General features: G+C 64.9%; 13 protein-coding genes. 6 read left to right on the top strand and 7 right to left on the bottom strand.

What is annotated here, in order from left to right:
* The first annotated feature begins 137 nt into the window (after nucleotides 1–137).
* Together tcuA and tcuB are read left to right on the top strand one after the other, a co-directional pair.
* Nucleotides 138–1,529: an FAD-dependent tricarballylate dehydrogenase TcuA gene (tcuA, locus tag H1B27_RS21730; RefSeq protein ID WP_197967462.1), complete on the top strand. Its 1,392-nt coding sequence runs from the start codon at nucleotides 138–140 to the stop codon at nucleotides 1,527–1,529.
* On the top strand, nucleotides 1,516–2,616 hold the full coding sequence (gene tcuB, locus H1B27_RS21725; RefSeq protein WP_197967461.1) for a tricarballylate utilization 4Fe-4S protein TcuB: 1,101 nt from the start codon (nucleotides 1,516–1,518) through the stop codon (nucleotides 2,614–2,616). Before tcuA ends, tcuB begins: the two co-directional genes overlap by 14 nt.
* 27 nt (nucleotides 2,617–2,643) lie before the next feature.
* On the opposite strand, the gene H1B27_RS21720 is transcribed toward tcuB, so the two are convergent.
* Both H1B27_RS21720 and H1B27_RS21715 read right to left on the bottom strand, forming a co-directional pair.
* The gene (locus H1B27_RS21720) at nucleotides 2,644–5,871 is read right to left on the bottom strand and encodes an acyl-[ACP]--phospholipid O-acyltransferase (protein WP_197967460.1); all 3,228 of its coding nucleotides are present in this window, start codon (nucleotides 5,869–5,871) and stop codon (nucleotides 2,644–2,646) included.
* A 157-nt stretch (nucleotides 5,872–6,028) separates the two neighbouring features.
* Nucleotides 6,029–6,169 (bottom strand): hypothetical protein, encoded by a 141-nt coding sequence (locus H1B27_RS21715; RefSeq protein ID WP_156504924.1) that lies wholly within the window; start codon nucleotides 6,167–6,169, stop codon nucleotides 6,029–6,031.
* 380 nt (nucleotides 6,170–6,549) lie between these two features.
* Between H1B27_RS21715 and H1B27_RS21710 the strand changes: the two genes are divergently transcribed.
* Nucleotides 6,550–7,170 (top strand): TetR/AcrR family transcriptional regulator, encoded by a 621-nt coding sequence (locus H1B27_RS21710; protein WP_197967527.1) that lies wholly within the window; start codon nucleotides 6,550–6,552, stop codon nucleotides 7,168–7,170.
* Nucleotides 7,171–7,185: 15 nt separating this feature from the next.
* Here the strand turns inward: H1B27_RS21710 and H1B27_RS21705 are convergent, their stop codons facing one another.
* The 3 genes from H1B27_RS21705 to H1B27_RS21695 all read right to left on the bottom strand — a co-directional run bounded on the left by H1B27_RS21705 (nucleotide 7,186) and on the right by H1B27_RS21695 (nucleotide 11,039).
* Entirely contained in the window at nucleotides 7,186–8,490 is a 1,305-nt protein-coding gene (locus H1B27_RS21705) for a GGDEF domain-containing protein (protein ID WP_197967459.1), read from the bottom strand.
* Between the two features lie 238 nt (nucleotides 8,491–8,728).
* Entirely contained in the window at nucleotides 8,729–10,033 is a 1,305-nt protein-coding gene (gene pncB / locus H1B27_RS21700; RefSeq protein WP_028178239.1) for a nicotinate phosphoribosyltransferase, read from the bottom strand.
* A gap of 79 nt (nucleotides 10,034–10,112) precedes the next feature.
* Complete coding sequence (locus tag H1B27_RS21695) at nucleotides 10,113–11,039, bottom strand: LysR family transcriptional regulator (protein WP_197967526.1); 927 nt, start codon at nucleotides 11,037–11,039, stop codon at nucleotides 10,113–10,115.
* A gap of 96 nt (nucleotides 11,040–11,135) precedes the next feature.
* Between H1B27_RS21695 and pcaH the strand changes: the two genes are divergently transcribed.
* Together pcaH and pcaG are read left to right on the top strand one after the other, a co-directional pair.
* Nucleotides 11,136–11,924, top strand: coding sequence for a protocatechuate 3,4-dioxygenase subunit beta (gene pcaH, locus H1B27_RS21690; RefSeq protein WP_197967458.1), 789 nt, complete (start codon nucleotides 11,136–11,138; stop codon nucleotides 11,922–11,924).
* A 3-nt stretch (nucleotides 11,925–11,927) separates the two neighbouring features.
* Entirely contained in the window at nucleotides 11,928–12,554 is a 627-nt protein-coding gene (gene pcaG, locus H1B27_RS21685) for a protocatechuate 3,4-dioxygenase subunit alpha (protein WP_197967457.1), read from the top strand.
* A 24-nt stretch (nucleotides 12,555–12,578) separates the two neighbouring features.
* On the opposite strand, the gene H1B27_RS21680 is transcribed toward pcaG, so the two are convergent.
* A complete protein-coding gene (locus tag H1B27_RS21680) occupies nucleotides 12,579–13,190 on the bottom strand; it encodes a LabA-like NYN domain-containing protein (protein WP_197967456.1) in 612 nt (203 codons plus the stop codon).
* Between the two features lie 323 nt (nucleotides 13,191–13,513).
* Nucleotides 13,514–14,419 (bottom strand): helix-turn-helix domain-containing protein, encoded by a 906-nt coding sequence (locus H1B27_RS21675; RefSeq protein WP_197967455.1) that lies wholly within the window; start codon nucleotides 14,417–14,419, stop codon nucleotides 13,514–13,516.
* Between the two features lie 50 nt (nucleotides 14,420–14,469).
* On the opposite strand from H1B27_RS21675, the gene pobA reads away from it, so the two are divergent.
* On the top strand, nucleotides 14,470–15,642 hold the full coding sequence (gene pobA, locus H1B27_RS21670) for a 4-hydroxybenzoate 3-monooxygenase (protein WP_197967454.1): 1,173 nt from the start codon (nucleotides 14,470–14,472) through the stop codon (nucleotides 15,640–15,642).
* The last annotated feature ends 106 nt before the right edge of the window (nucleotides 15,643–15,748 follow it).

The following is a 15,748-nucleotide window of genomic DNA, read 5'->3' as shown; positions in this document are numbered from 1 at the left end:
TCCTGCCCATGCAGAGACGCCGCTTGCACGACCTATGTATATCTTTGTATACAAACGTGCGCAATGGCGGAAATGGTCGAGCATGCCGCTGACGGACACAGAAAGTCTCTAATCTCGGGTGCCATCGGGCAGACGGTATGAGCAGCAAATACGACGTGCTGGTGATCGGCGGCGGCAATGCGGCTCTGTGCGCCGCGATCAGCGCGCGGCGCGGCGGCGCATCCGTGCTCGTGCTCGAAGGCGCGCCAAAGTTCTATCGCGGCGGCAATACCCGTCACACCCGCAACATGCGCTGCGCCCATGACGCGGCGACCGAAATCCTGACTGGTCCCTATACGGAAGATGAGTTCTGGGAGGACCTGCTGCGCGTCACCGGCGGGCAAACCGACGAGGTGCTGGCGCGCCACATGATCCGCGAATCCAAGGACATCCTGAACTGGATCGTGGAGCAGGGCGTACGCTGGCAGCCTTCGCTGGGCGGAACGCTCAGCCTCGGCCGCACCAATTCCTTCTTCCTCGGCGGCGGCCGCGCGATGCTGAACGCGCTTTACCTCACCGCGGAACGGCTCGGCGTCGACGTCGAATACGATGCCGAGGTCACCGATCTCGTGATCGAGGACGGCATGTTCCTGGCCGCCCGCCTCAAGCGGCCGATCAAGGGCGAGACCGAGATCCGCGCCACCTCGCTGGTGGCCGCCGCCGGCGGATTCGAGGCCAACATCGAATGGTTGAAGCAATATTGGGGCGAGGCCGCGGACAACTTCCTCATTCGCGGCACGCCCTATAACCGCGGCTCGATCCTGAAGATGCTGCTCGACAAGGGCGTGCAGGAGGTCGGCGATCCCACGCAGTGCCACGCGGTCGCGATTGACGCCCGTGCGCCGAAATTCGACGGCGGCATCATCACGCGACACGATTCCGTCGTGTTCGGCATCGTCGTCAACAAGCACGCGCAGCGCTTTTACGACGAGGGCGAGGACATCTGGCCGAAGCGTTATGCGATCTGGGGCCGGCTGGTCGCGGCGCAGCCCGACCAGATCGCCTACATCATCTTCGATTCCACCGTGGTCACCAGCTTCATGCCGACGTTGTTTCCGCCGATCGCCGGGCAGACGATCGCGGAGCTCGCCGGCAAGCTCGAGCTCGATCCGGTCGCGCTGGAAAAGACCATCAGCGAGTTCAACGCCGCGGTGCTATCAGGCACCTTCGACCATACCATCCTGGACGATTGCCGTACGGAAGGCATCACCCCGCCCAAGACGCACTGGGCGCGCAAGATCGAGACGCCGCCCTATCTCGCCTATCCGGTGCGGCCCGGCATCACCTTCACCTATCTCGGCACGCGTGTGAACAAGGAGGCGCGGATGCTGATGAAGGACGGCAAGCCCTCGGCCAACATGTTCGCGGCCGGCGAGATCATGGCCGGCAATGTGCTCGGCAAGGGCTATGCGGCCGGCATGGGCATGACCATCGGCAGCGTGTTCGGGCGGATCGCGGGACGGGAAGCGGCGAAACATGCACGGAACTAGGATTCTCGACGAAGCCGACCGTCTGATGACGGTCTGCAATTCCTGCCGCTATTGCGAGGGCCTGTGCGCGGTGTTTCCGGCCATGGAGATGCGCCGCGCCTTCTCCGACGGCGATCTCAATTACCTCGCCAATCTCTGCCATTCCTGCGGCGCCTGCTATGTCGACTGCCAATTCTCGCCGCCGCACGAGTTCAACGTCAACGTCCCCAAGACGCTGGCGGTTGCGCGCGCGGAATCCTATGCGGCCTATGCCTGGCCGCAGGCCCTGTCCGGTGCGTTCGCGCGCAACGGCCTCGTCATCAGCGTCATCGCCGCGCTCAGCATGGCCGCCTTCATCCTCGGCTTCGCCGCCTTGAACGACAGCGGTGTGCTGTTCGGTGTCCATACAGGGCCGGGCGCGTTCTACAGGCTGATGCCGCACAATGTGATGGCGGCATTGTTCAGCGCCGCATTCCTCTATGCCATCCTGGCCCTCGCCATGAGCGTGCGTGCCTTCTGGCGTGACATCGGCGCACCCATTGGCGGGCGCGCGGACGGCGGCTCGATCTTTCAGGCCATCCGCGATGCCGGCGAGCTGCGCTATCTCCATGGCGGCGGCGTCGGTTGCTACAATGAGGACGACAGGCCCTCCGACCGGCGCAAGCTCTACCACCATTTGACCTTCTACGGCTTCCTGCTCTGCTTCGCAGCGACCTCTGTCGCGACGCTTTATCATTATCTGCTCGGGCGCGAGGCGCCGTATCCGTGGTGGGACCTGCCCGTGGTGCTGGGCTCGCTCGGCGGCATCGGCCTGATCGTCGGGCCGATCGGCCTGTTCGCGGCCAGGATGCGCCGCGATCCGGCATTGCTCGACGAGTTCAGCTACGGCATGGACGTCGGCTTCATCGCAATGCTGTTCCTGACCGGCCTTACCGGAATGCTGCTGCTGGTGCTGCGCGAGACCGCCGCGATGGGGCCGCTGCTCGCGCTGCATCTCGGCGCCGTGTTCGCGCTGTTCATCACCATGCCCTATGGCAAATTCGTGCACGGCATCTATCGCTTCGCCGCCTTGGTGCGCTATGCGCAGGAGCGGCGGACGGCAGCGTGAGCCGCGCGCCGCCCGTCTCGGAACCTATTACGCCACCTCGCGCTCGGGCGGGGATGCCTGCTCGCGGGCCATCGTCGTCGCCGTGACGTAGTCGGTCTTGCCGGTGCCGAGCAGCGGCACCTTGTCGACCACCATGATCGCTGCGGGCACGGTCAGCTCGGAGGCGCCGATCGCCTTGGCCTGGGCCTGCATCGCGCTGCGCTCGGCATTCTTCTCCGTCGTCAGCAGCACGATGCGCTCGCCCTTGCGCTGGTCGGGGATCGAGACCGCGACTGAGCCGGCCTGCGGCCACAACGCCGCCGCGATGGCTTCGACCGCCGACAGCGAGACCATTTCGCCCGCGATCTTGGCAAAGCGCTTGGCGCGGCCCTTGATGGTGATGAAGCCGGCCGGGTCGATCGAAACGATGTCGCCGGTGTCGTGCCAGCCCTCGGCGAGCACTTCGAGCACGCCAGGATTTTCGGCCCTGAGGTAGCCGAGCATCACGTTCGGGCCGCGCACCGACAGGCGACCGCCTTCCTCGATGCCGGCGGCGCCGGCGATGACGAGGCGCAGGGTGCGGAAGTCATAAGGATGCGCCGAGCGGGCATAGCCGGTCAGGAACGTGTCGGTGCCAAACAGGATGGTTGCGCCGGTCTGGTAGATCAGCTCGGGCACGATGCGATAGTGCAGCGGCGAGGGATACATGTAGATCGGAATGCCCGCCAGCATCGGCATCATCATGCCGCCGGTCAGCCCGAAGGAGTGGAACACCGGCAGCACGTTGAACACCTTATCGTTGGCATTGGCATCGACCCGCGCCAGCGCCTGCGCCGCGTTGGCGAGGATGTTGCGGTGGGACAGCACGACGCCCTTCGGCGTGCCTTCCGAGCCCGACGTGAACAGCACGACGGCCGGATCGTTCGCCTGGCGCGCGACGCGCGGCGCGGTGCCGGCGAGCAGGCCCTTGATCTTGTCGACGGCACCGATCGAGGCGCGGACGTCCTCGAGATAGACGACTCGCGCCTCGGCGGAGATCGCCGTCATCAGCTTGTCGAGCTTACCCTTCTCGATGAAGGCTTTCGAGGTCAGCACGGTCTTGACCTGCGCAGCCTTCATGGCGGCGAGCACGTTGACCGGACCGGCCGAGAAGTTGAGCATCGCCGGCACGCGTCCGATGTTCTGCAGGGCCATGAAGACCACGGCGACGCCCGCGGAATTCGGCAGCAGCACGCCGACATTCTCGCCGATTGCGGTGCCGGTTTCGAGCTTGCGGCTCAAAACCTGCGCGCCGAGGATCAGCTTGCGATAGGTCAGCTTGGTGCCGAGCGCGTCCTCGATGATGACCTTGCCGGTGTCGCGGTCGCGATAGGCGTGTCCGAGCGCTTCGAACAGCGTGTGATCGAGCATGGCGTTCTTGACGAGGGCGTCGATCATCACGTCCTGCAGCGCGGCGCCGGCGGCGTTGCGGCGTGCCTTGCCCTTGAGCGTTTCGTCGACCGGAAGCTTGACCGGCGGCAGGATCGTCACCGTCACGCGCGGAAACCAGGACCGCTTGATCTGGCTGGAGTTGAGATAGCTGAGATAGGAGCGTTGTGCGCCTTCGATGCGGACCGGCACGACCACGGCGTCGGCCTTGTCCGCGATCATCGCGGTGCCGTCATACACCTTCATCAGCGATCCCGAGACGGTGATGCGTCCCTCGGGGAAGATCACAACCGGTTCGCCGGCGGCAACGAGCTTGATCAGGTCGCGCGCGGCCAGCGGCTTGGTCGGGTCCATGGTGTAATGCTTGACTGCGCGCAGGAACGGCTTGGCCCACCAGGCCTTGGCAATGCCGGTATCGACTGCGAAGCTGGCGTCGATCGGCAACACGGCGTGGAGCAGCGGGCCGTCGACCAGGCTGACATGGTTGGGCGCGATCAGCATGCGCGTGCCCGGAGGCGGCAGGTTTTCGAGCCCGCGGATCTCGGTGCGGAATAGGGCGCGGAACAGAAGCCCGCCGAAGTCGCGCACGCCTTCCTTGCCCCATTTGGTCAGGACGAACCAGACCGTGCCGAAGCTGGCGAGACCGAGGCCGAAGAAGATCCAGCCGATATGAAGACCGGCCGCCTGCAACAGCGCGACGAACAGCGAGCCGATCACCATGAAGGCAGCCTGCAGCACGTTGCCGGCGGCGATGATGCGGGCGCGCTCGGACGGCGCCGACCAGGCCTGGACCGCGGCGAACGACGGCACGACGAACAGGCCGCCGCCGAAGGCGAAGGCGACGAAGTCGGCCAGCATGCGCAGGCCCGCGAACGAGGTCGCGAAACCGGCCGCGGTGAGGTCTTGAGCCTTGGCAGTCACACCGATGGCCCAGGCGAGATCGAGGCCGGCACATCCCATGATGATGGCGCCGATCGGCACCAGCGCGAGATTGGGACGAACGTGGCTGAGGCTTGCGGCGAACAACGAGCCAATGGCGATGCCGATCGCGAAGATCGCAAGGCACAGCGTCACCACGCCCTCGGTGCCGCCGACGACCTCCTTGATCAGCGCCGGCAGCAGCGACAGCACGATGGCGCCGACCAGCCAGAACCAGGAGACGATGACGGTACCGTCCCACAGCCGGTGGTCGGCGTGTAACGTCCTGAGCAGGCCGAGCGTCGAAGTCCAGGGATTGGCATCGACGCGCAGGTCGGGCGCGGAGGGGGTCGTCTGCGGAATGCGGGCGGCGAAAGCCCAGGACAACAGCGCCAGCGCGACCACGGCCGAGGCGACCCAGCCCATATGCGCCGAGCCGGCGACGAACTGGCCGCCGGCGACGGTGCCGAGCAGGATGGCCATGAAGGTCGCGCCTTCGACCAGCGCGTTGCCGGTCGCGAGCTCGCCGAGCTCGAGCTGGTCCGGCAGCATGGCGTATTTCACCGGGCCGAACAGGGCGGCGATGGTGCCGAACAGCGCGAGCGCCGCGAACAGCAGCGGCACCGAATGCAGGAAGAAGCCGGCAGCGGCGAAGCAGGCTGCAAAGATCTCCACGAATTTGAGCCGCCTTGCGACGACGGATTTGACGTATTTGTCGGCGAGCTGGCCGCCGAGCCCGGACAGGATGAAATAGGGGAAGATGAAGACGGCGCCAGCGACCGTCACCAGGGCATCGCCGTGGCTCGTCGCCGCGGTGTAGAGCAGGATGATGACGACTGCGTTCTTGAGCACATTGTCATTGAGCGCCGAGAAGAATTGCGCCCAGAACAGCGGCGCGAAGCGGCGTGACGACATCAATTCCCTGATCATGACTAGTCCTGCTTTGGAAATACAGCTTGAGATTGTTGAATTGCCGGTGAGACGGTCAGACCGGAAGGCATTTGGGACGAACGCGTGCAGGATAACGACATCGCCGCCTGCTCTGTCCCCTCAGTCCTCTGATCCTGTTGGTCTCCAAGTGGTCTCGTCAGGTTCGCAAATATCTGGTCGAGGCCGCGTCGAGCTCGGGCGGAGCGGCCGCGCTCGCCCGGATATCGCGCCGGGCGATGAGGAAAAGCTGAACCGCATCGCCGAGGGCCGCGCTATCAGGCGCGAATGTCGGGGGCATGGTGAGTCCAACATTGTAAGCGGCTCTTGCATTCGAACTGATCGGAACGTGCCGGCTGCGTCTCAGGTGAGATGGGAGAGGTGCCGAAACGGCGAGAAGCGACCGAGCAGGCTGAACCGGCGCCGCTCGTGGCGGGCTCGGGCACGGTTCGTCCGCCACATCCGGAAGGTCGCGCGGCGCTCGGCGAGCACGCCGGCAATGTCGCAGGCATTGGCGATGCGATCGATCGGCGCCATCACGATCTTGAGGGCGGCCCGGCCGAGGCCGGTCACGAGAGCCGTGGCGTCATCGACGAAGGTGGCGGCGATATCAACAGCGAGAGTTTGCATTTTGCAGGTCTCCGAGTTAAATTGAACAATGTTCATATGAGTAACCTGAAAATGAACAATGTTCAAGAAGAATCGCTGCGCGACCAGAAAAAAAATCGGCGGCGGCGCCAGATCCTGGAGATCGCCCGCGGCATTATCGCAGCTAAAGGACTGAGATCACTGAAGGTTCGGGACGTTGCCGAGGCTGTCGGCTGTTCGGTTGGCAGCGTCTATAACGAGTTCGGCGACTTCGACGGGGTCATCCTGACCGTCAATCGGGAGACGGTTCAGGCGCTCACGGCGCGGCTGCGGGGCGTTCCCGCCGAGGATCCGGTTCGCCAGCTCTATGGGCTTGCCGAGACCTATCTCGATTTCTTTGCAGGACACGCCAATCTGCTGCGCTCCTTGTTCGAGCATCGGATGGAGGACGATCGACCTTATCCGGACGACATCCTTCAGATGGTGATGGATGCCTTTGCGCTGATGCATCCACCCCTGGTGCGGCTATTGCCGGATGCGGACGACGTGAAGATCGCGCTGTTGTCGCGCACGCTGTTTTCCGCCGTGCATGGCATCATCTCGCTCGGCCTCGAAGAGCGCATGGTCGCCGTGCCGCCGCAGATGCTGCGCCAGCAGATCGAACAATTCCTCGACGTGCATCTCAAAGGGCTCGGGATTCTGCCCCTGCGCTGACAGCGGCGAGCCGCGTCAGGCACGCGCAGCTTCGCGCGGGCGGGTTGCGACGGCGACGGCGCCAAGGCTTCCGCTCTCGACCTGAACGCGGTTGCGTCCCTTTTCCTTGGCGCGATAGCAGGCAGCATCCGCGCGCCGCATCGCATCCTCGAGCGTGATGTTGCGGTCGACGATGCAGGTCACGCCGATGCTGGCGGTCACCGCAAAGCAACGATCGTCCCAGGCGAAACTGAGCAGCTCGAGCGATCTGCGCAGTTGCTCGGCAATGTCGACGGCATCGAAGGGCGAGCATTGCGGTAGGATCAGGGCGAATTCGTCGCCGCCGAGCCGGGCCACCAGATCATGCGCATGCCGGTTCTGTTGCAGGAGGCGCGAGACCTCGCGGAGCAGGCGGTCGCCGGCAAGGTGGCCGCAGCTATCGTTGACGCTCTTGAACTGGTCGAGGTCGAGCAGGATCAGGCCGAGCGCACCCGCCCCGGCATTGTCCAGCTCGCTTTGCAGGCGCGCCTCGAAGGCGCGACGGTTCGACAGGCCGGTCAGCCAGTCGTGCGATGCCTGCCAGGCCAGGCGTTGTGTCTCGGCATGCAGGGCGTTTTCGAACGCCTGCCGTTGCAGCACCAGCCGCCGCGTATGCCAGATCAGAAGCAGGATCAGCGCCGCGGCGGTGACGATGTTGACGCAAGTCAGCGTCACCTTGATGGTGCGGGAGCCTTCGCCGAGGACGGCGGAGAAACGCTGGGCATGTACCGTGAACTGGGTATTGAGCTCCGAGAGCCGCGACGACAGGAATTGCAGCCGGCCGTCTTGAATGGGACCGTTCTCCAGCTCGGAGCGGATCAACTCGCCGAACACACTCAGCTCCAGCAGCATGGGATCTGTGGCCGCCCATTCGCGGATCGCGTCCTGGAGGAAGCTGACGCGGTTGAAGTAGCGAAACAGCCAGATCAGTCCCGGTACGTCATCGGGATGGTTGCCGCCCTGGAGAAAGCCGGTACGGGCGGCCTCGACGTCGACCGGATCGCGTTCGAGCGCCCAGCGCGCGAACTCGTCCCCGATGGGAACGGCGAGCGCGGCCTGGTACTGCGCGAACTGGCTGGCCTCGCCCGAATGCAGGTAGCGATTGAGGAAGTAGACGGCATTCTTCTGCGAGCGCGACCATAGCGCTTCGCCCGCGACATAGGCGCGGACCGACGACATCACCTCGAGGCTGAATCCCGCGATCGTCGCCTGGAGCACGACGACCATCACGAAAGGCGAGACGAGCTTGATGACGTGAAGGAAGCAGCGTCCCTCCACCGACGTCGCTGTTCTGCGAAACACCTTATTCCCCAAGTCGATCAACGATCCCAACGGAACGTTGCGCCTGCAACGCCAAGTAGACGGGATGGTTGCTTAACTCGACCTGAATGGTGCGGAGGACTCCGTCGCAGGGTGAAGCCGTCGTGAAGCAGGTGCCCGCAAATTGCTTCAAATGCCGGCGAACCGGGACCGGCGCGGCACCGGCGAGCCAATGCAGCGCACTCGTGGTGCGCGATTCACCTGATCAAGGGGAGATCGGCTAGACCAGCACCGGCTTGCGGACGCGGCCCGCGTCACCGAACACGCGCAGGTAACGCTCGATCTCCGAGGGAAGGCCGGTCGCCTTCTCCGGATTGTCGGAGAGCTTGACGGCCGGATGGCCGTCGACGGACGAGACCTTGCAGACCAGCGAGATCGGATCGAGGTTGAACGAGCCGTCCGGCGTGCAGCCGACGAAGTCGTTGGTGAGGTTGGTGCCCCAGCCAAAGGAGAGCCGCACGCGCCCGGTGAAGTGGTGGTAAGTCTCCTCGATCGAGCCGACGTCCATCGCGTCGGAAAAGACGAGAAGCTTGTCCCTGGGGTTGCGGCCCTTCTTGTCCCACCAGGCGATGATCTCCTCGCCGGCCTGGATCGGCGGCGCGCTGTCGGGCCGGAAGCCGGTCCAGTCGGCGACCCATTCCGGCGCATCGCGCAGGAAGGCCTTGGTGCCGAAGGCGTCGGGCAGCGCGATCAGGAGGTTGCCGCCATAGGTCTGGCGCCACTGATCGAGAATGCGGTAGGGCGCCCAGCGCAATTCCTCGTCGTCCCTGGCGAGCGCGGCCGCGACCATCGGCAGCTCATGCGCATTGGTGCCGATGGCTTCGAGATCGTTGTCCATCGCGAGCAGCACGTTGGACGTGCCGATGAAGGACGAGCCCAAGCCTTCCTTCACCGCCTCGACGCACCAGCGCTGCCAGAGGAAGCCGTGGCGGCGGCGGGTGCCGAAGTCGGACAGCCGCAAGTTCTCGAGCTTGCGCAGCCGTTCCACCTTGGTCCAAAGCTTGGCCTTGGCGCGGGCGTAGAGCACGTCGAGCTCGAAGCGGCCGCGGCCCTTCATTGCCGCGCGCGAGCGCAGCTCGTTGAGGATGGCCAGCGCCGGAATCTCCCACATCGTGGTGTGGGTCCAAGGGCCATGGAAATGCAGTTCGTACTGGCCGTCGACCTTCCGCAGCTCGTATTCGGGCAGGCGGAATTCCGCCAGCCAGCGGATGAAGTCCGCCGAGAACATGTGGGTCTTGCCGTAGAAGGTGTTGCCGGCCAGCCAGATCAGCTCTTTCTTGCTGAAGCGGATGGTGCGGGCGTGGTCGAGCTGGGCGCGCAGCTCGCCCTCGTCGATGATCTCGGCGAGCCGCACATGGCGCGAGCGGTTGATGACCGAGAAGGTCACCTGCTGATCCGGATAGTCTTCCCGAATCATCTGCAACATCAATAGTTTGTAGAAGTCGGTATCGAGCAGGCTGCGGATGATGGGGTCCAGCCGCCAGCTGTGATTGTAGGTCCGGCTCGCAATGTCGGTCACTGTCATGGGGGGATTTTAGCGTGGCTCCCCTTGCGCAACCAGTGGGTTTGGCGGGAATCAGGTTTTGCAGCGGAGGGCCGGTCGTTCAGGCGGCGGCCGTCGCCGCGACAGTCTCGAGCTGGCTCCTGATCCAGCGATGGGCCGGGTCTTTCTGATAGCGCTGGTGCCAGACCATGAACATCGGCAGCTCGGCCAGCGTTCGCGTGCGGGAGGCTAATGGTATCGGCGTTTGCGCGAAACCGCGCATCACGCCGGGCGCGAGCAGGCTCGGCATGCTCGCAAGCATCTGCGAGCCGCGCAGGAACGAGGGCACGCCGGAGAAGCTCGGCACGGAGATCGCAATGTCGCGGTGCAGCCCGTTCGCTGCCAGCCGGCGGTCGAAGTCGAGCCGCTCATTATCGGTATAGACCACGGTGATGTGACGCGCCGCGAGATAGGCGTTGCGGCTGGCCGGCGCGGCACGCGCCTTTGCATCATAATAGCAGACATAGTGATCCCTGAGCAGCCGCTTCTGCACGATGTCGACGCCCGACGGCGGCAGCGGCGTGATCAGGAGGTCGCAGCGGTTCTCGCGCAGCATCGCGGGCGAAGGCGACTGCGAGGGGATCACGCGCAGGTTCAGGCTCTTCACCTGTCCCGCGACATGATCGAAGAAGCGCGGCAGCAGCAGGTCGCGCTGGAAGTCGTTGGCGGCGATCGTCAGCGACAGCTGGGCCTGCGCCGGCGCGAAGCTGACCCCGCCGGCAAAGCTGCGCATCTCGTCGATCAACGCGCGCGCCTTCGCGGCGAGGGCCTGGGCGTGCGCCGTGGCGACGATGCCGCGGCCGGATTTGGCGAACAGGGGATCGCCGGCAATCCGCCGCAGCTTGTTCAGCCCGTGGCTGACCGCCGATTGCGTCAGGCCGAGCCGTGTCGCCGCCGCCGTCACCGAACCTTCCTCCAGCACGGCGAGGAACAGCTCGAGCGCGTGGCCGTCGAGGGCCAAATGATCGATTTCCTTCATGCAATTCATTATAATCGATCTATTTATCTTGAGAATAGACCGTTCCATGATCTCCCGACAAGCCGCGCGCCCGGGACCCGGGCGCCACAGGGAGAGACAACGCCGATGAATGCCCAGGCGCCAGCCTTGCGGGATCCCCGCCTCAATCGTCCCGAGCCCTTTACGCCGCCGCTCGGCGACGGCGGCTTCTTCCAGCGCGACCGTTCCATCCATCCGCCGGCGCATGCGCCGGGGTACAAATCCTCGGTGCTGCGCTCGCCGCGCCAGGCGCTGTTGTCGCTGGAGAACTCGATCTCGGAGATCACGGGGCCGGTGTTCGGGCACAATGATCTCGGCCCGCTCGACAATGATCTGATCCGCAACTACGCCAAGGACGGCGATCCCGTCGGCGAACGCATCATCGTCCATGGCCGCGTGCTGGACGAGACCGGCCGCGGCGTTCCGAACACGCTCGTCGAGTTCTGGCAGGCCAATGCCGGCGGCCGCTACCGGCACAAGAAGGATACCTATTTGGCGCCGATCGATCCCAACTTCGGCGGCTGCGGCCGCGCGCTGACCGACGACAGCGGCTACTATTACTTCCGCACCGTGAAGCCGGGCCCCTATCCCTGGCGCAACTACGTCAACAGCTGGCGCCCCGCCCACATCCACTTCTCGGTGTTCGGCTCGGGCTTCGCGCAGCGGCTGATCACGCAGATGTATTTCGAGGGCGATCCCTTGATCCCGGTCTGCCCGATCCTGACGACGATCCCGGACAAGGATGCGCTCGACCGCCTCGTCGCGCCGCTCGACCTCAACGCCTCGTCGCCCTTCGACTCGCTCGCCTACCGCTTCGACATCGTCCTGCGCGGCCAGCGCTCCACCTATTTCGAAAATCGTACCGAGGGGAACTGAGCCATGCCGCAGCCGCTCAACTATCTCAAGGAAACCGCCTCGCAGACGGCAGGGCCCTACGTCCATATCGGCTTGATCCCGGCGATGGCCGGCTTCGACATCTTCGAGAAGAACTTCTCCAACGTGCTGGTGACGCCGAACACCGCAGGTCAACGCATCACGCTGGAAGGCAAGGTGCTCGACGGCACCGGCACGCCGCTGCGCGACGTGCTGCTGGAGATCTGGCAGGCCAATGCGAGCGGTCGCTACAACCATCCGGCCGATCGCTCAGCGGGCGCGCTGGAGCCGGAGTTTCGCGGTTGGGGCCGCGCCGGTTCCGACTTCGAGAGCGGCCTCGTCACCTTCGAGACCATCAAGCCGGGCGCGATCACCGACAGGGCGGGCCGCAAATGCGCACCGCACATCAATGTCTGGGTCGTCGCGCGTGGCATCAACATCGGCCTCAACACGCGGCTCTACTTCTCGGACGAAGAGGCGGCCAACGCCGCCGATCCGGTGCTCAACCTGATCGAACAGCCGACCCGTCGCAAGACGCTGATCGCAACGCGCAGCGAGCGCGCCGGCAAGATCGTGTACTCCTTCACGATCAATTTGCAGGGGCCCGAGGAGACGGTGTTCTTCGACGTCTGAGGTGCCGGCGGGGCCGTCCCCGGTTCATTCCACCCGGTCGCTCCGAATGATTGATCCGCGCGCGAGGAATTGCGGTGGCTGCCGCACCTCGCGCGTTGCCGGCCGGTCGATCGGATCGCGCGCCACTTTCGGTTTTAGGTCTGCCAGGTCGATGAACACGTCCGCCTGCCGGCGCAGGTCGTCGGCGACCATGGGCGGCTGAGTGGAGAGTGTGGAGACGACCGTCACGCGGACACCGCGGCGTTGCAGGGCCTCGACCAGCGACCGAAAGTCGCCATCGCCCGAGAACAGCACGATCTGATCGACGTGTTCGGCGAGCTCCATCGCACTCACGGCAAGATCGACATTCATGCTGCCCCTCACCTTACGGCGGCCGGTGGTGACGTCGACGAACTCCTTGGTGAGCTTGGTGACGACGGTGTATCCGTTGTAGTCGAGCCAATCGATCAACGGGCGGATTGACGAAAACTCCTGATCCTCGACGACGGTCGTGTAGTAAAAGGCGCGCAGCAGCGTACCCCGGGCTTGAAACTCGCTGATCAACCGCCTGTAATCGATGTCGAAGCCGAGCGCCTTGGAGGTGGCATAGAGATTGGAGCCATCGATAAAGAGCGCGATCTTCCCAAACGAAGACATTATGTACAAATCCCGAGTTCGACACGACGCGATCCGGCCGAAATGGCGCGATGTGTCGGCCGAAAAATACTGAAGGCGCCGATGGCTTGCCGAAAAGGCGGCGCAGACGACCGGACAGGGGGTCGCCTTGCGCCGAGGTTAGGGAGGTTCCATGCCACCAGCGCCAGGGCGCCGAATGCAGACACGCTAAGGCGCGCGCATTCGCCGCTCAATTGTACAGAGGTAAAGGGCCTATATACGAAGGTAAGTGGGGCGCGCCGGCAACCAACGCGACTGCGGCGTGGCCTCCGACCATCAGCGCGCGTGGTTTTTCGTCCGGTGGTTCAGGCTTCGCCGTCATGCAGCTGCGCACGAAACGCGCGCGGCGACAATCCCGTGGCGGCAGCATAGACGCGGCTGAAATAGGCGGGGTCCTCGAAGCCGAGCGCGTAGGCGATCGTCGAGACCGGCAGGTTGGTGTAGACGAGGTTGCGCCGCGCCTCGCGGATCAGCCGGTTGAGGATCAGATGCGAGGCGGTGTCGCCGGTCGCCGCCCGCGTGATCCGGTTGAGATGGGTCGGCGTGATCGACAGCGCGCCAGCGTAGTCCGCAACGCTCCAGCGTTCCAGATGGTGCTGTTCGAGCAGCGCCTCGAAGCGGCGGAATAGGCCGGATTCGGCAGTGCCATTGCCGCCGCTCTCGCCCGCGAGCGCGCGGGCCACGAGCCCGATCATGGCCGACGACAAGGCGCGGAGCACGTGGGCGCGGCCGAACTCGCGGGCGGCGTGCTCGGCGAAGATCTGCTTCATCGTCGCGCGGATCTGCGGCGTGCCGCGCACCACGGCCGACCGCGACAGCGCCCCGCGCACCCCCTCGGCGGCGAGCAGCGCTTCATCGAGAATCTCGGCGGCGATGGTCAACACCCAGCCTTGCGTATCGGGCACGAAGCGGAACCCGTGGACGTGGCCGACCGGCACGTTGACGATCTGCATCGGCCTCAAGGGCACCGCGCGCCCGTCGAGTGTCGCCTCGCCGCCGCCGCGCTCGATCAGCAGGACCTGGTGCAGCCGGGCATGACGGTGCACGGCCAGCGTCCAGTCGTGCAGCACCGAGCGGGACGCGATCGTCTCGCAATGCACGACGTCGGGCAGATCGCCGGATTCGCCGAACAGATTGTAGACCCGGATCGCCGGGGCGGGGGCTGCGCTTCTCATGTTCGAATAGTACAAGACAAAGGCAAAACCCTCCATCGGTTTGCAGCGACCGATCTGCAAAAAAGTGCCGACGGGAGGATGCAAAAATGAAAGTTCAGGTCTGTATCATCGGCGGTGGGCCGTCCGGGTTGTTGCTGTCCCAGCTTCTGCACCTGAAGGGCATCGACACCATCGTGCTGGAGAAATACAGCCGCGATCACGTGCTCGCCCGCATCCGTGCCGGCGTGCTCGAGCACGGCTTTGCCAAGCTGATGCGCGAGGCGCAGTGCGGCGAGCGGATGGACCGCGAGGGCGAGATCCACCGCGGGTTCGAGATCGCCCATGACGGCGTGCTCTCCAAGATCGACCTGCACAAGCATTCCGGCGGCAATTCGGTGCTGGTCTACGGCCAGACCGAGCTGACGCGCGACCTCTACGAGGCGCGCGACCAGCTTGGCGGCAAGGTCGTGCACAATGCCGAGGACGTGACGCCACATGATCTGACGTCGGACCGGCCCTACGTGACCTATCGCTCGAACGGTGAAACGATCCGCATCGATTGCGACTACATCGTCGGCGCCGACGGTTTCCACGGCGTCAGCCGCAGGTCGATCCCGAAGGACGTGCTGCGCGAATATGAGAAGGTCTATCCGTTCGGCTGGCTCGGGGTGCTGTCGCGCACCAAGCCGGTGTCGCCGGAGCTGATCTATGTGAAGCACGATCGCGGCTTCGCGCTCTGCTCGCTGCGCTCGCAGGTGCTGAGCCGCTACTACATCCAGGTGCCGCTCGCCGACAAGGTGGAGGACTGGAGCGACGATGCGTTCTGGGCCGAGCTGAAGCGCCGCCTGCCGGAGCAGGTCGCCGGCTGTCTGATCACGGGGCCCTCGATCGAGAAGAGCATCGCGCCGTTGCGCAGCTTCGTCGCCGAGCCGATGAGCTATGGCCGGCTGTTCCTCGCCGGCGATGCGGCCCACATCGTGCCGCCGACCGGCGCACGCGGACTGAACAGCGCCGCTTCCGACATCTACTATCTCTACCACGCCCTGCTCGCGCATTATCAGAGCGGCGACGATTCCGGTCTCAAAGGCTATTCCGCCAAGGCGCTCGCGCGGATCTGGAAAGCACAACGCTTCTCCTGGTGGATGACGATGCTGCTGCACCGCTTCCCCGACCGGCTCGAATACGAGGACCGGCTTCAGCAGACGGAGCTGGACTATCTGCTCACGTCCGAGACGGCGCAGCGCCTGCTCGCGGAGAACTACGTGGGGCTGCCGTTTTAGCGCGTCGCATAGCCGCGGTTCTTTCCTTCTCCCCTTGTGGGAGAAGGTGGCGCGGATGAGGGGTTCTCTCCGCTCGCAATGCTCTTCGTGAGGGTAGATACCCCTC

The sequence above is a fragment of the Bradyrhizobium diversitatis genome, from assembly GCF_016031635.1.
Classification (GTDB): domain Bacteria; phylum Pseudomonadota; class Alphaproteobacteria; order Rhizobiales; family Xanthobacteraceae; genus Bradyrhizobium; species Bradyrhizobium diversitatis.
This window is presented reverse-complemented; position numbering and strand designations above follow the sequence as displayed.